The 18142-nt window shown below is 35.6% G+C and carries 15 protein-coding genes and 1 tRNA gene; 13 read left to right on the forward strand and 3 right to left on the reverse strand.

Annotated features, from left to right (window positions below):
- Positions 1-86: 86 nt before the first annotated feature.
- The 3 genes from DD829_RS17050 to nadA all read left to right on the forward strand — a co-directional run bounded on the left by DD829_RS17050 (position 87) and on the right by nadA (position 2735).
- Positions 87-944: a YicC family protein gene (locus tag DD829_RS17050; protein WP_076390880.1), complete on the forward strand. Its 858-nt coding sequence runs from the start codon at positions 87-89 to the stop codon at positions 942-944.
- Between the two features lie 98 nt (positions 945-1042).
- Positions 1043-1609 (forward strand): guanylate kinase, encoded by a 567-nt coding sequence (gene gmk / locus DD829_RS17055; protein WP_116547965.1) that lies wholly within the window; start codon positions 1043-1045, stop codon positions 1607-1609.
- Positions 1610-1715: 106 nt separating this feature from the next.
- Positions 1716-2735, forward strand: coding sequence for a quinolinate synthase NadA (gene nadA, locus DD829_RS17060; RefSeq protein ID WP_087712302.1), 1020 nt, complete (start codon positions 1716-1718; stop codon positions 2733-2735).
- Positions 2736-2776: 41 nt separating this feature from the next.
- Here nadA and DD829_RS17065 read toward each other — a convergent pair whose 3' ends face one another.
- Positions 2777-2959 (reverse strand): hypothetical protein, encoded by a 183-nt coding sequence (locus DD829_RS17065; RefSeq protein WP_108408938.1) that lies wholly within the window; start codon positions 2957-2959, stop codon positions 2777-2779.
- Positions 2960-2977: 18 nt separating this feature from the next.
- Positions 2978-3175, reverse strand: a complete 198-nt coding sequence (locus DD829_RS23385; RefSeq protein WP_123906912.1) for a bacteriocin-like protein — start codon at positions 3173-3175, stop codon at positions 2978-2980.
- Between the two features lie 506 nt (positions 3176-3681).
- Here DD829_RS23385 and thrA point away from each other — a divergent pair.
- The 10 genes from thrA to DD829_RS17115 all read left to right on the forward strand — a co-directional run bounded on the left by thrA (position 3682) and on the right by DD829_RS17115 (position 12858).
- Entirely contained in the window at positions 3682-6126 is a 2445-nt protein-coding gene (gene thrA / locus DD829_RS17070) for a bifunctional aspartate kinase/homoserine dehydrogenase I (RefSeq protein WP_116547966.1), read from the forward strand.
- A 10-nt stretch (positions 6127-6136) separates the two neighbouring features.
- A complete protein-coding gene (locus DD829_RS17075) occupies positions 6137-7060 on the forward strand; it encodes a homoserine kinase (protein WP_108409529.1) in 924 nt (307 codons plus the stop codon).
- A gap of 12 nt (positions 7061-7072) precedes the next feature.
- Positions 7073-8374, forward strand: coding sequence for a threonine synthase (gene thrC / locus DD829_RS17080; protein ID WP_116547967.1), 1302 nt, complete (start codon positions 7073-7075; stop codon positions 8372-8374).
- Positions 8375-8379: 5 nt separating this feature from the next.
- Positions 8380-8742 (forward strand): dihydroneopterin aldolase, encoded by a 363-nt coding sequence (folB, locus tag DD829_RS17085; RefSeq protein WP_076390875.1) that lies wholly within the window; start codon positions 8380-8382, stop codon positions 8740-8742.
- A gap of 32 nt (positions 8743-8774) precedes the next feature.
- On the forward strand, positions 8775-10139 hold the full coding sequence (locus tag DD829_RS17090; protein ID WP_108409897.1) for a DUF4403 family protein: 1365 nt from the start codon (positions 8775-8777) through the stop codon (positions 10137-10139).
- 22 nt (positions 10140-10161) lie between these two features.
- Positions 10162-10668, forward strand: coding sequence for an RDD family protein (locus tag DD829_RS17095; protein ID WP_116547968.1), 507 nt, complete (start codon positions 10162-10164; stop codon positions 10666-10668).
- Between the two features lie 56 nt (positions 10669-10724).
- Positions 10725-10795: transfer RNA gene (locus DD829_RS17100), tRNA-Cys, on the forward strand.
- A gap of 156 nt (positions 10796-10951) precedes the next feature.
- Positions 10952-11461, forward strand: a complete 510-nt coding sequence (locus DD829_RS17105) for a hypothetical protein (RefSeq protein ID WP_116547969.1) — start codon at positions 10952-10954, stop codon at positions 11459-11461.
- A 5-nt stretch (positions 11462-11466) separates the two neighbouring features.
- Complete coding sequence (locus DD829_RS17110) at positions 11467-12045, forward strand: hypothetical protein (protein ID WP_116547970.1); 579 nt, start codon at positions 11467-11469, stop codon at positions 12043-12045.
- 585 nt (positions 12046-12630) lie between these two features.
- Positions 12631-12858, forward strand: coding sequence for a hypothetical protein (locus tag DD829_RS17115; RefSeq protein WP_076390870.1), 228 nt, complete (start codon positions 12631-12633; stop codon positions 12856-12858).
- A gap of 403 nt (positions 12859-13261) precedes the next feature.
- Here DD829_RS17115 and DD829_RS17120 read toward each other — a convergent pair whose 3' ends face one another.
- Positions 13262-17725 carry a GEVED domain-containing protein gene (locus DD829_RS17120; protein WP_108409554.1) on the reverse strand — a complete coding sequence of 1488 codons (4464 nt, stop codon included), beginning with the start codon at positions 17723-17725 and terminating at the stop codon, positions 13262-13264.
- Positions 17726-18142 lie beyond the last annotated feature (417 nt).

The following is an 18142-nucleotide window of genomic DNA, read 5'->3' on the forward strand; positions in this document are numbered from 1 at the left end:
TCCCGCTTCCTTCTTCCCTCTTCCAGCTTTCAACACTAGCAAAACTATAGACTTAAATGTTTATCTTTGTAGGACAATAAAAAACTATGATTTTATCAATGACCGGCTTTGGTAGAGCCGAAGACGTTTTTGAAGGTAAAAAAATTACCATCGATATTAAATCCCTGAACAGCAAGAGCTTCGATTTAAATATCAAAATTCCTTTGAGATATAAAGAAAAGGAATTTGAGGTAAGAAAAATTCTTAACGACAGAATAATCCGTGGAAAAGTAGACTGCTACATCAATATAGAAAATCTTGAGGAGTCCAACGATGTAAAAATTAATAAAAGTTTAATTGATTCTTACATGAAGGAGCTGAAAAACATCGCTTCAGACGGACCCGATTTCGAATATCTGAAAATGGCAGTGAGGCTTCCGGATGCGATAACTTCAAGACCGGACGAATTATCCGAAGGCGAATGGGAAGCTTTGGCAAAAATTGTGAATGCTGCGGTTGACCGTTTTGAAGAATTCAGAAGAACGGAAGGTAAAATTTTACATGAAGAGCTTGAAAGAAATATTCAGAATATTGATAAATACTTAGGTGAGGTCATTCCATTCGAAGAAGAAAGAATTTCGGCAGTGAAGGAGCGCTATCAGAAAACTTTAAAAGAGTTTGAGAATGTAGATGAAACCCGTTTCTATCAGGAAATGGCTTATTTTACAGAAAAACTGGATATTTCAGAAGAAAAAGTAAGACTTTCCCAGCATTTGAAATATTACAAAGAAGTAATGGACAATGAAGATTTCAACGGTAAGAAACTTGGATTTATTTCTCAGGAAATCGGTCGTGAAATCAACACATTAGGTTCCAAAGCCAATCATTCTGAAATTCAGAAACTGGTAGTGATGATGAAGGATGATCTAGAGAAGATTAAAGAACAGACGTTAAATGTACTTTAAATTCAACGTTTAATGTTTAAAATTCAATGTAAAAAACTTTGGATAAACATAATAATTTTGAATAATAGATTTTAACTTTAAACCATAAACTAAAAACTTTGAATAATAAAGTTATCATATTTTCAGCGCCGTCGGGAAGCGGAAAAACAACATTGGTAAAGCATTCTCTGGAGGTTTTCAATGAATTGCAGTTCTCGATTTCGTGTACAACGAGACAGCCGAGAGGCAGCGAAGTTCATGCAGTGGATTATCATTTTTTAACGCCCGATGAATTCAGACAGAAGATTGCGGAAGATGCTTTTGTAGAATTTGAAGAAGTGTATACCGACAAATATTACGGAACATTAAAATCTGAAGTAGAAAAAATCTGGAATCAGGGAAAAGTGGTTATTTTTGATGTAGATGTAAAAGGCGGAATTTCCTTAAAGAAGTATTTCGGAGAACAGGCTTTGTCGATTTTCATTGAACCGCCTTCCATTGAAGAATTGGAACGAAGATTGATCTCAAGGAACACAGATGATGCAGAAACCATCAAAACGCGTGTGGCAAAGGCAGAAGAAGAAATGTCTTACGCAAAGGAATTTAATAAAATCGTCATCAACAGCGATCTGAACGAAGCAAAAAAAGAAATAGAAAGTTTAATAAAAAATTTTATTGGAAGTTAAAGACCGGATGATGGAAACAAGAAGCTTGAGGTTTATTATAAAACGTCAAAATTCTAATTTTTAATTCCTATTTTTTAATTTCTGATTCTAAAACATTGAGGTTGATATGAGTACCGAAACATTAGAAAAAGCTAAATCTGCGATTCCTGTAAGAGGATTTCTGGATATAAAAGATATAGCAATTCCTCAAGGAGAAGAGCTTGTACAGGCAATTCTTAAATTGAAAGAAGAAAAAAACGCCGTTATTCTGGCGCATTATTATCAACCCGGAGACATTCAGGATATTGCTGATTTTCTGGGAGATTCTCTGCAACTGGCAAGACAGGCAAAAGATACAGATGCAGATATGATTGTTTTCTGCGGAGTTCATTTCATGGCGGAAGCTGCGAAGATTCTGAATCCGACTAAAAAAGTAGTTCTTCCCGATACAATGGCTGGCTGTTCATTGGCAGACGGATGCTCCGGAGAAGGTCTGAGAAAAATGCGCGAACAGCATCCAAATGCTTTGGTGGCAACCTACATCAACTGTAACGCAGAAACGAAAGCTGAAAGTGATATTATTGTTACCAGTTCAAACGCTGAAACAGTAATTGAAGCTTTACCGAAAGACCGACCGATAATTTTCGCACCGGATAAAAACTTAGGAAGATATTTATCTCAGAAAACAGGACGCGATATGATCCTTTGGGACGGAAGCTGCATTGTACACGAAGCATTTTCTATGGAAAGAATTGCAAAACAATTGGCAGATAATCCTGATGCAAAATTAATTGCACACCCTGAAAGCGAAGAAGCCGTTTTAAAGCTGGCTCATTTTATCGGTTCCACTTCTGCCCTTCTGAATTATGTTGAAAAGGATGACTGTCAGAAATTCATCATCGCTACAGAAGAAGGAATTCTTCACGAAATGAAAAAACGTGCTCCTCATAAAGAATTAATTCCTGCTCTGGTTTTTGATGAAAGCTGTAACTGCTCGGAATGTTTCTACATGAAGCGTAATACCATGGAAAAATTATATTTATGTATGAAATATGAGCTTCCTGAAATTATCATCGATGAAGATTTAAGATTAAGAGCGCTGAAACCTATAGAAGCGATGCTTGATCTTTCAAAAAGCATAAAATAAATAAAAGCACTGTTTTTGGCAGTGCTTTTTGTTTTTTCAGATTAATTTTCAAAACAGTCTGCGCTCACATCCACGCACATCTGACAGTTTTGTGATAATGCGAAGTAACTTGCACATGAAGCTGAATATTCTGGTCCGTTTCCGTAATTATTCTGAACAGGACACCCTGTACAGCTTGTTGCACCTTTGATTTCTTTTAATTTTGATCTTGATAGTTTTTTCATAATAATTATAATTAAGTTTTAACCTTCTGTAATTAAGCAGCTATTGGGATTAAACGGATCATAATTGTTAAGATAAAGACATACTCTTCTACCTCTCAGATCTGTACATACTGCACAGCCTTTAGGACCACAATCCGAATCTACCACACAATTGTCTGTAATACCTCCGCTAATGGAACGAAGATTTTGTCTGCTTAGTTTTTTTAGATTTTTCATAGTATTTAATTGGTTTGGTGAACGCCTAAAATTAATAAAAAAACACAACAAATCACCCTCCGTTGATAAATTAATTCACATGTAGCAATAATCTTTTAATGTGGTCATCATTCGTTTAAATTATTTTTAGAATAAAAGTATTCTACAGATTATCACTAAAGATTTATAAATCATCATTTTACACTAAATCCGGGCGTTACTAAGAATACCTCCTGTTCAAAAAAAATAATTATGAATTGTGGAAACTAATTCAATTTAATTCAAACAATGAAGTAAATTATTCAAAAAAATTTGTACATTTGTTCATACAGCAATGAATTTTTCAAAAAACATATCAGATATTTCCACTCCGATTTTCTCTATTTCGGAAGTATCTTTTGTTTCTGTTATTGCTACAACAACTACAACTACCCCATAACGGGGTGCATTTTCACATATCATTATAAGTCTGCGTACTCTTTTTCCTAAAGAGTAAAATTCAATTTTCTATAATTAAAAAACAAATAATGAAAGTTTTAAAATTCGGGGGTACTTCGGTTGCCCATTCACAAAATATAATGTTAGTAGAAAACATTATTAAAAAAGAATCTCAGAAAAACAGAATCGTCGTTGTCGTTTCAGCACTTCACGGGGTTACAGATCAATTGATAAAAGCTGCAGAAGCCGCTTCTCACAACAATGAAAATTATATTCACATCCTTAAAAATCTTGAAGAAAAACATTTAGACCTTGTTAAAGATCTTATTCCTTTTGCAGAACAGAGTTCTTGGCTTAGTTTCGTGAAAAAACATTTTAATGATATTGAGGACATCTGCAACAGCATTTTTATCCTGAAAGAGTTTACAGACAGAATTAAAGATAAAATTACATCGTACGGCGAATTTCTTTCTTCAAATATTATCACAGCAAGACTAAAGTCAAATGGTTTGGATGCATTATGGATGGATTCTCACATCGTTACAGACAGCAATTTCACCAACGCAAAAGTAAATTTTGAAGCTACAGAAGAAAATCTGACAAAATTTCTGAATGAAAATAAAAATCAGATCATTATTACTCCCGGATTCATTGCAAAAGATGCAAAAGAAAATGCAACAACATTAGGAAGAGGCGGTTCAGATTACACGGCGTCAATCATTGCTTCTGTTATCCATGCAGATGAACTTCAAATCTGGACAGATGTAAGCGGAATGATGACTTCAGATCCGCGATTGGTTTCCCATGCGAAACCTATTGCTGAAATTTCATATTCCGAAGCAATGGAACTTTCTCATTTTGGGGCAAAAGTTCTCTATCCTCCAACCATTCAGCCGGTAATGGTGAAAAATATTGACCTGAGAATTAAAAATACTTTCGATCCGGAAGCTCAGGGAACATTAATTTCTCATCATGTAAAAAAATCTCATCTAGAAAATGAACAAATTGCTGTTGGTGTATCCAATATGAGCCATATTGCTCTGCTTACTTTAGAAGGAAGCGGGATGATAGGCATTCCCGGAGTTTCCGCAAAACTATTTCAATGCCTGAGTCAGGAAAAGATTAATGTCATTTTAATTACCCAAAGCTCTTCAGAGCACTCTATTACAATTGCGATCAGCGAAAAAGATGTTTTCAATGCAAAAAGCGCCATTGATTCTGCTTTTGAAGATGATTTAAAGCTCAAAAGAATTGATCCCGTAAAAATTGAAACAGATCTTGCCATTGTTGCTTTGGTGGGAGAAAACATGAAAAGCAGAAGCGGCGTGAGTGCCAAAATGTTCGGTTGTCTGGGAAATAACGGCATCAATATCAGAGCAATTGCTCAGGGATCATCAGAAAAAAACATCAGTATTGTTATTTCAGAAAAAGATATTACAAAAGCGGTTAATGTTTTACATGAAGAATTTTTTGAGTCCGAAATAAAACAGGTACATCTCTACATCTGCGGAACAGGAAATGTGGGAATGAAGTTAATTCAGCAGATCTATAGCCAGAACGACTATCTTAAAGAACACCTTCTTGTTAATTTAAGAATTGCAGGACTGTCCAACAGCCGTAAGATGATTTTCTCAGAAAAAGGAATTTCAGAAAATGAATTTACCAACTTCGATCAAAATGGTCAGGAAGCTTCTGCGGAAAAATTTGCGCAGGAAATTATTTCAAGAAATCTAAGAAACTCTGTCTTCGTAGATATTACCGCGAGTTCCGAAGTTCCGAATATCTATGAGCAACTTCTGAAGAAAAGTGTAAATATTGTTGCGTGTAATAAGATTGCCGCTTCTTCTGATTTTGAAAATTATAAAAATTTAAAAAATACAGCCAGAAACCACAGTTGTCAATTTCTATTTGAAACCAATGTGGGAGCAGGATTGCCGATTATCGGAACAATTAATGATCTTATCCGAAGCGGCGATAAAATTACTTCTATTCAGGCGGTTCTCAGCGGAACTTTAAATTTTGTGTTCAACAATTACGACGGAAGCAGGACATTTTCTGAAATTGTGGCTCAGGCTCAAAAAGAAGGTTATACAGAACCCGATCCCCGACTTGATTTAGCTGGAACTGATGTTGCCAGAAAAATTCTGATTCTTGCAAGAGAAGCAGGTTATTCCATTGAATTTAACAGTATTGAAAATGAAAGTTTTCTTCCTGCAGAATGCATGAAAGGAACCGTAAACGACTTTTATGATGCACTTTCCAAGTATGAAGATCATTTCAGGAATCTTTTGGAGGAAGCAAAAAATAAAGGCAAAATTTTAAAATATGTTGCTGAATTTAAAGAGGGAAAAGCAAAAGTAGGACTGAAGCATATTGCTCCGGAAAGCGATCTTTTTCACCTGTATGGAAAAGATAATATCGTAATTTTCAAAACGCTGAGATATTATGAACAGCCTCTTGTTGTAAAAGGTGCGGGAGCCGGTGCAGAAGTTACAGCAAGTGGTGTTTTCGCAGATATTCTCCGTTCAGTTTAAAAGTTAGATTATGAAAAAAGTTAAATTAAAAGTTCCGGCTACCATTGCCAATCTGGTTTGCGGATTCGATATTTTAGGAATGGCAATTCATGAACCGTTTGATATAATGGAACTGAAACTGCTGGAAACCTCTGAGATCATCATCAGACACACAGACGATTTCGGACTGCCGGAAGAAACTTCAGAAAATGTTGCAGGAAAAGTTTTATTGAAAATTCAGGAGGAATTAAACCTTAAAAACGGCTTCGAGGTAATCATTCATAAAAAAATAAAACCCGGAAGCGGATTGGGATCCAGTGCGGCAAGTGCAGCAGGAGCTGCTTTTGGAGCCAACTGGTTGCTGGGAAATATTCTCTCTAAAGAAGAGATGATTTATTTTGCCATGTTTGGTGAAGAATTAGCTTCAGGGGTGAAACATGCAGACAATATTACCCCTTGTATTTTTGGCGGAATTACTTTAATCAAATCTTCAAATCCTATTGATATTATTCCACTGAATGCACCGGACTTATTTGTAACAGTTGTTCATCCGCAAGTCGAAGTAAAAACTTCCGATGCAAGACAAATCCTGAAAAAAAATATTCTTCTGAAGGACGCCATAGAGCAATGGGGAAATATCGCAGGGCTGGTTGCCGGAATCCAGAATAATGATTTCGGACTAATCGGAAGAAGTTTAAAAGATGTGATCGTAGAGCCTGTAAGAAGTATTCTGATTCCTAAATTCGATGAAATTAAAGAAAAAAGTCTCGGTTTAGGCGCTTTAGGCGGAGGGATTTCAGGTTCCGGACCTTCCGTTTTTATGCTTTCCGAAAACGAAAAAATTTCATACGAAATAGCAGAAATGATGAAATCTGTTTACCGTACAATTGACATTGAAAGTTTCGCTTATGTTTCTAAAGTAAATCCTAAAGGAATAGAAATTATTGAAGAATAAAAAAATCAGCCTATGAAGTATTATAATTTAAAAGATAAAGAAGAAGTTGTTGATTTCAAAACAGCTACCATAAAAGGACAGGGAAAAGAAAAAGGACTATTTTTCCCAGAATACATCCCATTATTTGAAAAAGATTTTATTGAAAATTTAGATCTTTACAGCGATGTAGAAATTGCCTACCGATGCATGAAAGATTTTGTGGGCGATGAAATTCCTTCAGAGATTTTAAAAGAAATCGTTTCGGAAACCATCAATTTTGAAATTCCGTTGAAAAAAATCAATGAAAACATCTGTTCTTTAGAACTTTTTCATGGCCCGACTTTAGCCTTTAAAGATGTGGGAGCCCGATTTATGAGCCGCTGCCTCTCCTACTTTCTGAAAAGTGAAAATAAAAAAGTAACGGTTTTGGTTGCTACATCGGGAGATACAGGAGGAGCCGTTGCGAATGGATTCTATAAAACTGAGAATATTGATGTGGTTATTCTCTACCCAAAAAATAGGGTAAGCGAAGTTCAGGAAAAGCAGTTAACCGCACTTGGCGAAAACATTTCTGCTTTAGAAGTTGATGGCAGTTTTGATGATTGCCAGAATTTGGTAAAGCAGGCTTTCTCGGACGCAGAAATTAATTCAAAATTATTTTTAACGTCTGCCAATTCCATTAATGTCGCAAGATGGCTTCCTCAGCAAATTTATTATCTGCTCGCGCTGAAGCAATGGAAAAAAACAGAAAATGGAAAACCTGTTATTGCCGTCCCAAGCGGAAATTTCGGTAATCTGTGTGCCGGAATTCTGGCTTATTTCCGAGGACTTCCTGTAGAACATTTTATTGCTGCGTGTAACGAAAACGATGTTATTCCCAACTATTTAGAAACAGAAAAACTACAGATAAAAGAAACGGTAGCTACGCTTTCTAATGCAATGGACGTAGGAAATCCGAGTAATTTTGTAAGAATTTTAACGCTTTTCGGGAATAAGTTTCAGGATTTAGCGGATATGATTTCAGGATATTCTGTAGATGATGAAAAAACATTGGCTGTCATTAAAAATGTGTATGAAAATTACTATCATCTCCTCGATCCTCACGCCGCAGTCGCATACGCTGCTATGGAGAAATATTTTAAAGACAATCCTAAAAAAGGCTTCATTCTGGGAACCGCACATCCCGTAAAATTTCCTCAGGCAGTAGAGAAAGCAATTCATACTTCAGCAGATTTGCCCAAATCTTTAGAATTATTAATGAAAAAAGAGAAAAAAAGTATTGAAATTAGTCCCGATTTTGCAGAATTAAAACGATTTTTGCTTACAGAAATTTAAGAGTTATGAGCAGGATTTATTTAGAAAATGTAAAAATATATGCTTACCACGGTGTTCTTCCGGAAGAAAATATTGTTGGTACCTATTATATTGTAAATGCAGAACTTCATACCGACCTCTGGAATGCAGCAGCTTCTGATGATCTGAAAGATACGATCAGTTACGCAGACATCAATGATATTATTCATGATGAGATGAAAATAAAGTCTAAATTGCTGGAACACGTCGCAGGAAGAATCATCTTTAAAATTCATGAGACATTTCCGCAGGTAGATTATATCAAATTAAAAATAACGAAAACAGCTCCACCGATGAAAGGCGAAATGACAGGAGCAAGTATTGAGCTGGAAAAAAGTTTTAAGCCTTAAATTCTGATATTCATTTATAAAAAATTACACAATTGAAAGTTGTAAAAATAATATTTCTTCTGTTTTGTACGGCTGTTTCGGGACAAACAACGATGAGTTCTGAAGTTCCGAACTATAATTTTCCGAAAGTAAAGTCGAGTATTACCATGCCGGTTGCCATTCCGCTTTCAGAGATTAGCAATCTGATTAATGCATCGGTAAAAGATCTGATTTATCAGGACGATTCTTACACGGATAATGACAATGACCAGTTTAAAGTAAAAGTCTGGAAAACCGGTCCTATCCGTCTTGCAGGAGGAACCAATCAAAACATACTGATTGAAGTTCCTTTAAAAGTCTGGGCAGAAAAAGGCATCGGAACGCTGGGAATTTACACGTATCAGAACACCACTTTTGAAACGGTGATGTCCTTTAATGCGGTATTAAATTTTCAGAATAACTGGACCATCACCACCAACACAAAACCTAACGGTTTCCGATGGGTAACCAAACCGGTTCTGGATTATGGGAGAATTAAAATCCCGATTACTTCTCTGGTGGAAAAGAGTCTGGTGGAACAACAGCAGAAATTCTGTAAAACCATCGACAGCCAAATGGCAACCCAGCTCAACTTTCAGCAATACGCCGTAATGGCGTGGAATGTTTTTGCACAGCCTTTTAATATTTCTGAAGAATACAAAACGTGGCTGAAAGTTTCTCCGGTGAAAGTGAACATTACTCCTCTAAAATTTTACGCCAACCAGATTGATACCAACATCGGAATTGATGTATTTTCTGAAACATTTACGGGAAATCAGCCGGGTTCTGCTCCTGCGATAAAGTCGGCTCCGGGTTTCACATTTATTCCGACTTTGGGAAATCAGTTTCTGCTTCAGACAACCGCCAATATTCCGTTTACAGAAGCGACCAATATTGCGAGAAATATGTTTTTGAATAAGGAATATGATGTAAGAGGTTCATCCGTAAAAATTAAAGACATTAAAGTATACGGCGTTGATGATAAGGTGATGATAGAAGCGGAAACCGAAGGGTATGTAAACGGAAAAGCTTTTATTTCCGGAATTCCGGTGTATGATGAAGCCAAAAAGAAAATTGTATTGTCTAACACAAAATTCAACCTGAAAACGGCAAATTTCCTTCAAAAAACAGCCACGCTCCTTTTTAGAGGACGAATTGTAAAAATGATCGAGGAAGAATACGGAATTCCTACCCAGGAACTGGAAAACAGTTCAATGAAAAGCATCGAAGAAGCATTCAATAAAGAATATTATAAAGGCTTAAAAATGAACGGAAAAGTATTCAGCCTCAAGCCCAGCAAAATCCTCCTCAATCCTTATGGAATTACTGCCGTTATTGATACTAAAGCTACCTTAAAATTAACACTAACAGGAATTTAAAATTTATAAAAAACTATTACACATGAGAAAGTACCTTAAGATTGTGGATATCCACAGAGCAACAAAGTCGCAGAGATTTGCAAATACATTTTTAGATGGAATTTTTGTTCAGTTCGCATACTATGCAATGATTTTTGTTTTTTCACTTATTTATGCCATTATTTACGGAAAATCAATAACTGATGATTTACTGGAAAATGATTCTTCACTTAGTTTTTATTCCATGCTCATATATTTTGTGTTCTATTTGGGTTATTTTATTTTAATGGAATATTATTTTGGAAAAACACTCGCTAAATTTATAACAGGAACTTCAGTAATTAGCATTGACGGAAATAAGCCAACAATAGGACAAATTATAGGTCGTACTTTTTCCAGATTAGTACCTTTTGATGCTCTTTCTTTTCTTGGCGAAAACGGATGGCACGACAGTTGGAGCGATACAAGGGTAATTCACACAAAAAATTATGAGACTGAAAGACAGGCAAAAAGCGAAATAGAGAGCATTGGCACGAAAGAAATTGCTTAAAAATTTTTGTTCGAAAATAAATTTTACTATATTTGCACACCTCAAAAATGGTAAATGGTACTTTGGCCGAGCGGCTAGGCAGTGGTCTGCAACACCATCTACAGCGGTTCGAATCCGCTAGGTACCTCTTTAAAATCCCTAAATTGCTGCTTAAGCGTTTAGGGATTTTTTTATTTATCTTTTCTCCCCAACTTTTGGCTATGATCCGATCCCTTTTCTTCTGTTGAGGCTTTCCGTAATAGAAAATTACAAAGATTTTATATATTGCGGAAAATTTTTAACTATGAAAAAAACACTATTCACTTTAACAATATTATTATTGTTTTCTTGCGGAAAAAAGCAAGAATACTCTCCGGAAATTGAAGCTAAAGCAGGTAAAATAGTTGATAGCATTATGGCTTCAAATCAACAAAAAGCAAATTTAGATACGAAAGAAAGTTTTTTAGATAAAGAGTTAACTAAAAATTCCCCTGTTCAAGTTTTAAAATACAGATTTGTAGAAAAAGAATATTCTACCTATAAAGACGTTGCATTAACATATAAAAACATCTCTGACAAAACAATTTCAGCAATTCGGTTTGAATGGTACGGTGAAAATTCATTTGGTGAGCCTGCTGATATGGGAGTTTCAACTGGTACAGGTGGAGGCTTTACTGATGACGCACTAAAGCCAGGCAAAACTGATTCTGGACAATGGGATATATTAAGTAGAGATGGAAAAAAGCTTATTGGTGCAAGAGCCTATGAAGTCGTTTTTGAAGATGGGACAAAGTGGAAATTAAATAATAATTAGAAAAAATGAGAAAATTAATAATTTTTGTTTTGTTTTCGAATTTAGCTCTTAGTCAGAATATTATAAAATATAGCTCCTACTCAATGGAAAATCCTAAAAAGAGTTATAATATTATGCTTGACTATGATAATGACCCTATTGTAGAAAATATATTAATTGATGTTGAATCAGATGATCCTATTTTTAAAAAATCATCATTTATATTAACCAGACACGAGTTTTATGTCTTCTTAGACTATCTAAAATATATGGCTGAAAAGAAAAATGAATGGGATAAAATAAATATAGCCAATAAAATCACTTCAGTTGATAAAAAAATTGAATGGTATAATAAGAATTTGAAAGGCAGCTGCGTTTATTTGAATGGTCCGATAATTTCACAAACTCCTTTTTATGCAGATTATTATTATAGAAAAGGAAAAAGTTATATCATTATTAAAAGTAACAGAAGTGACGAAGTCGATTATTCATTTATCTTATTCCCTTCGTCAAAACACCTAGAAATGTTAATTGAAAAATTAAATATTGACAAATTTAATCTACTAATAGAAGAAGATATTAAAAAGAAAAATTTATTAAAATAACAAAGCTCCAAACAGGACTTTGTTATTGTTTTATTTGTTTACTACAAAAACAACTAAAAACATCAAAAAGACACGAAATAAACAGATGATAACTCCATCAAATATTTAAATAGCTTCATAAAAGCATTTAGTATTTTTGTTTACTTTTCCCGACTTTTTCCCGACGATTTATCATTTTACAGATTTTCGCAACTGAAAATAAAAACTTCCCAGAAAAACTGAGAAGTTTCTAAAACTGTTTAAAAACGAATGGAAATTGAAGTTTTAAAGCTACAATAAAACCATTCTTTACCGTATGATCTGAGTCATAATAAAAAAACCTCTCACGAATGAGAGGCAAACTTACTGAGATACTAAAACATTTAAATGTTATATATTAAATTTAGTTATAACTATTTCTATATTTTATGACCTAAATCATAGAAATAATTCTATTAAAAAACGAAAATACAAATTATTAAATTAATGATAATCAATATTTTATGTATTTATTTTCGAAAAAAACTAAATATTGCATACAAAATTTCTTCATTAGAGTGCTGTTTTTTTCACTTAATAATGATTAAATTTGCATAAACTAAAATCATGACATTTAACGAAGCATTAAAACACAAGAAGAACATTTTAAAAAATTCCAGCGAGTTTACAAAAACGCTGTATGATTACATTATTATTCCAAGTATAGACGAAGAAGGTCTTAAGTACATTGAAGAGTTTAAAAAATCTCCTGATTTGTTTATGGATGAAAGCTGTAAAAGATACAGCAGTAATGACAGGTTTAAAGTGTTCTTATTTGCGAAAAACCAAAATTAAAGCTTCTATTCTTCTTTCTCTCTTGCTATTTTTTCTTTGTACAATAAAAAATCCCCGTATTTCTACGAGGATAAAAACTAATAACCATGAAAACTCAAATTAAACATGAGTGACTGCAAATTTATGAAATGTTAGTTTTAGATACATCTATATGAAATATTAATTTCATCAATTAACAATTTTTATCAAAGATTAAAAAACTGTTAATTTCATTATAACAGGATATATTTTCTTTTTTATACCTGCTAACTTTCTTTTATTGCTGTAATTACTGGCATATGACAAATTAAATATTCTATTATCGTCGAATTTTTTCTATAATTCACATTTTAACATTTATTAAGAAAACAAAAAAATAAGCCTCCATTTCTGAAGGCTTATTTGGTGTAAATTATTAATTATTTTATTCTTTAATGAACTTTTTCTGTACAGTTCCTTTAGAATCTTCAATATCGATTACATAAACGCCGTTTATTAATGTATGAACATCAATTTTGTTGTTTAAGATAATACCGCTTGATACCACCTGTCCGGCTGAATTATAGATCTTATAATTCCCTCTCGAACTGATGTTCTTAACATTTAATATTGTGCTAACCGGATTCGGATAAATCAATATATCAGACTGATTGATCGAGTTAGGAACCGGAAGCTTAGAAATTCTTACCGTGTAATCTTCTACTTCACCATCTGGGAAGTTGGTACAATTTACCGGAATGATATCTTTGCCCATTGCCACTCTCATTACTACATATTTGTAGTCTACCAGACTGATGAACGCATCTGCAGGTACTGTAAACGTTGTACTTGCTGTAGGATTCGTATTTGGTCCGTCCGCAAGGATTCTTTCGTTGATATCGAAGTATCCGTTTCTGTTGAAATCGATCCATACTGCAACACCCGCTTTATTGTTTCCTGCTAATTTTTTATCGATCACGATCTTGTTGTTCGAAGATCCCTGAATAAGGTCGATAAATTTAGTTGTAACTCCTGTATAATCTGTATAGTTAGATCCTACAGAAATATTCGTCATCTGAGGTTTGCCATTTGGCGTTACCGTTACTTTAGAAATATATTCTGAAGTTATAGCTCCTGTAGATGCCATCTGACAATACACAATAGTTGGCGTTGTGAAGAAATAAGGAAGTGTATACGTTCCCGGAGTTCCGCTACAAACGTTTGCTACCTGCATTTCATATTTAGTCAGCTCCAATAAACCTGTTAGAGTAATCGTATTGGTATTAGACGGTACCATTGTCCAGCTCGGAATTCCTACTTTTCTGTATCTTAAGATATAAGTAGCTCCCGGGAAAGGATCCCATGTTACTTGTGCTGTAGTTGGAGTAATCGCTGTAATGGTAAGTCCCGGAGGAGGTAACTGACAAGTTCTTTCCGTAGTGAATACCTTAGGATTAGACCAAGTGTTAACAGTCGTTTCACCGTTACAGATATTTGCCACCTGTACTTCATATGTAGTATACGGAGTTAATCCGGTAATTGCATATGTATTTAAAGGAGGTGCAGTGATATTCACAGTAGTCCATGTTCCTGTACCTACAATTCTATATCTGATTACATAAGTAGCACTCGCCACAATAGGAGCCCAAGTTACGATTGCAGAGTTTGTAGTAATATTACTTATGGTTACATTCGGAGGGGTTGGATCACATCTTGTAGTAAACACAGCCGGTGTAGCAGTACCTTCAGTATTGTTACAAACAGCAACTACCATTACATCATATTTTGTAGCAGGATCTAAACCTGTATTGATTGTATACGCTGTTGCCGGCGGCGTTAATACAACTGATGAATTTACCCATGGTGTTGTTCCGTTCTTTCTCCAGTATACTTTATAACCAAGGTTATCAGGAGAAGGAGTCCAGTGTACAGTCGCTGCATTATGAGCAATTGCATCCACATATACATTCGTAGGTGCTGTTGTAGAACATGGCTTAATGATAAATGTAAAATCTACATAATTACCATAAGGAGCCGGTCCGCAAGGAGTTACCGTACCGATATAAGACGCTGCAAATCTTGCTCTGTAAGAACCTGAAGGACGACCTACAGAACTTATCGGAGCGTTAGCAACAGAATTGATATAACCTCCGGAATAATACACCTGCTCAGTAGCCGGATCAAATACTAAATCATTATTCCAGTCGATCCAGATATAATAGTAATATGTACTTGTTCCTGCATTCATCGAAACGTTAGCAATTCCTCCAGGCAATACAGAGAAACTTGTTGCCGAATTATTTACATACGCACTGTAAGTCGTAGCAGTGTAATTCAGATTCGTAAACCCGTTTGTTGATGTAATCGTTTTTAAATAATTGGTTGTCGATGATGAACCACCTGTAGGAAGACAATAATTGGTGTAAACCGTACGAGGTCCGGACCAATAACTAATATCTGAACTGCTACATCTTGCTCTTACCCAGAAATAGTACGTTGTGCTTGAAGCTAATCCCGATACCAGTTGGCTAGGTCCCGGAACTCCAGTGAACTGAGGAACAGTTGCTGCTGTAGGAGCAACTCCAGTAGTATTGTAATAAACATCATAACCATTTGCCGGTGGTGTCGCCGGAACCGTCCACTGTATTGTTGCACTTGACGTTGTCGCATTTGCAATCACAAGACCAGTCGGAGGAAGACACGTCGGAGGTGCTACCACAGATAAGGTAAAATCTACATAGTTTCCGTACGCAGCAGGTCCGCAAGCCGTATTTGCACCAATAAATGATGATGAAGTACGAACTCTGTAGTTCCCTATCGGCTGTCCCGCAGGAATCGCAATATTTGCTGTTGCCGTTGAAGTATAAGTAGTCGTTGCTAAAATAGTTTCTCCCGGATCGTTAAAGTCAAGATCATTATTCCAGTCTACCCATACATAATAAAAATAGGTACTTCCACCGGATGTCGCCAAGTTGGTCGTTACTGTAAATCCTGGAGAGCTTAAAACAACACTAGGAGAATTTACATACGCCTGATACGAAGATGCAGTATAAGCTAAATTGGTCCATCCACCTGTAGTTGTAATATTATTCAGATAATAAGTTGTTGAAGATGAACCTCCCGTAGGAACACAGTAATTTGTGTAAACCGTACGAGGTCCGGACCAATAACTAATATCTGTACTGCTGCATTTCGCTCTTACCCAAACATAATACGTTGTACTTGTAGCCAAACCGGTAATCAACTGGCTAGGTCCCGTTACACCGCTATATTGAGGAACTGTTGCCGCTGTAGGAGCAACACCTGTAGTATTATAATAAACATCATATCCATTTGCCGGTGGTGTTGCAGGAACTGTCCACTGTATTGTAGCACTTGATGTTGTTGCCGTAGTGATCGTAAGACCAGTCGGAGGCAGACACGTTGGAGGAGCTACAACAGATAAAGTGAAATCCACGAAATTTCCATACGGAGATGGTCCGCACGAAGTATTTGCACCAATAAATGATGATGATGTACGTACTCTGTAGTTTCCTACCGCCTGTCCTGCAGGAATAGCAATATTTGCCGTTGCAGTTCCTGTATAAGTAGTGGTTGCTAAAATAGTTTCTCCCGGATCATTAAAATCAAGATCATTATTCCAGTCTACCCATACATAATAATAATATGTACTTCCACCTGATGTCGCTAAGTTGGTTGTTACAGTAAATCCCGGAGAGCTTAACACCACTCCAGGAGAGTTTACATAAGCCTGATAAGAAGTAGCTGTATACGCAAGGTTAGTCCATCCACCTGTAGTTGTAATATTATTCAAATAGTAGGTTGTAGAAGACGTACCGCCTGTAGGTGTACAGTATCCTGTATAAACAGTAATAGGTCCTATTAAAGAACTTTGAGCGGTTGAACTACATTTTGACCTAATCCAAACATAATAAGTTGTATTGGCAGCTAAACCAGGAATTGTATAACTTGTAGCCGTTCCCGCAATACCTGTGATTTGAGGTGTAGCAGGAGCAGTAGTCGTTGTACTGTAATATATTTCATACCCGTTCGCCGGAGGTGTTGATGCTGCAGCCCATGTAACAGTAGCACTGTTGGCCGTAACCCCTGAAGAAGCAAAACCTGAAGCACCAAAACAAGATGGCGGAGTCCATGTATAGATAAGACCATCTGAAGGCATTCCCGGAGTTGCAGCGGTTGTATTGAAAGATTGGGTGCTGCTGTTCGCTGTTGCCAAAGTAGAAGCCGTAAACAAAGCAGTGGTAGCATTCAGCCTGTGATTAAAATCGGCATTCGTAGCCCCTCTTAATCCCGCCTGAATCGTTCCGCTTACAGACGTAGTACCCGCAAGGTAACTTCCTCCCTTATAAACTACGGCAATCGTATTTGTAGTTTCTCTAAGTCTTATCTGAAAAGAAAAAGTATAAACACTCGTGGTAGAAGTAGAATAAGAAGGTCTGAAGTCTGACCATTGTACTACAATCTCTCTGTTAGGCGCTGTTCCTACAACAGCCCAACTGATGCTTCCTGTTTTAGAAGCAATATTAAAAACAGAATTTAAATCTCTACCCCATGCAGAAACAGCCCCTGCATAAGTTTCCGTACTGGAAATCGGGCTGTAGGTAGCAGTTCCCGGAGCGGTTGCTCCGAAAGTAATAAATCCGTTTGTTGAAACATTGATGGAAGAATAATTACTTCCGTTAAATGAAACCGGAAAAGGAAGAGTAACCGGATAAACAACATTATCTAATGATGCCGCTCCTGTGTTCCCTGTTGCAGTTGCCAAGACCGTTGCCGTACTTGGCAAATCTGTATAGCTTCCCGTAGATTGTGAAAAACTATAAGAATTTACCTGTGCACTCAGTATATACGAAAGTGCCAAGAAAAAAAACAATAGATATTTTTTCATATTAATAAATATTAGATCCTCTTAGGATATGAAAGTTATAAATTTTGCTTAAGAAATTATATCTCGAATAAGGATTATCCAAGATATTGAGTTTGTGATAAAATTGAAAAAAAGTAAAATAATTCACCATAGGCTAGAAATTTGTTGTTGTACTGCAAATCTAACTCGTTTTTTGATAATATATAGTATAAATTACAATCTTTTTGCAGAAAATGCATTAAATTTTAACTATATAAATCATTAATGTTGCCAAATTTGTTTTTTTTAATAACGTCATCCTTTATGTTTTATTATAAACGATTTTATCAAATAGTAAACTCAGGCATCCCTATTATAAATTCGATCTGTAAAAAAACAACGCGTTATTGCTTTAAATAAAAAAGCCCCCTTACTCAGGAGGCTTAAAAGACAGGCCAA

The sequence above is a fragment of the Chryseobacterium sp. HMWF035 genome (assembly GCF_003094695.1).
Lineage (GTDB): Bacteria > Bacteroidota > Bacteroidia > Flavobacteriales > Weeksellaceae > Chryseobacterium > Chryseobacterium gambrini.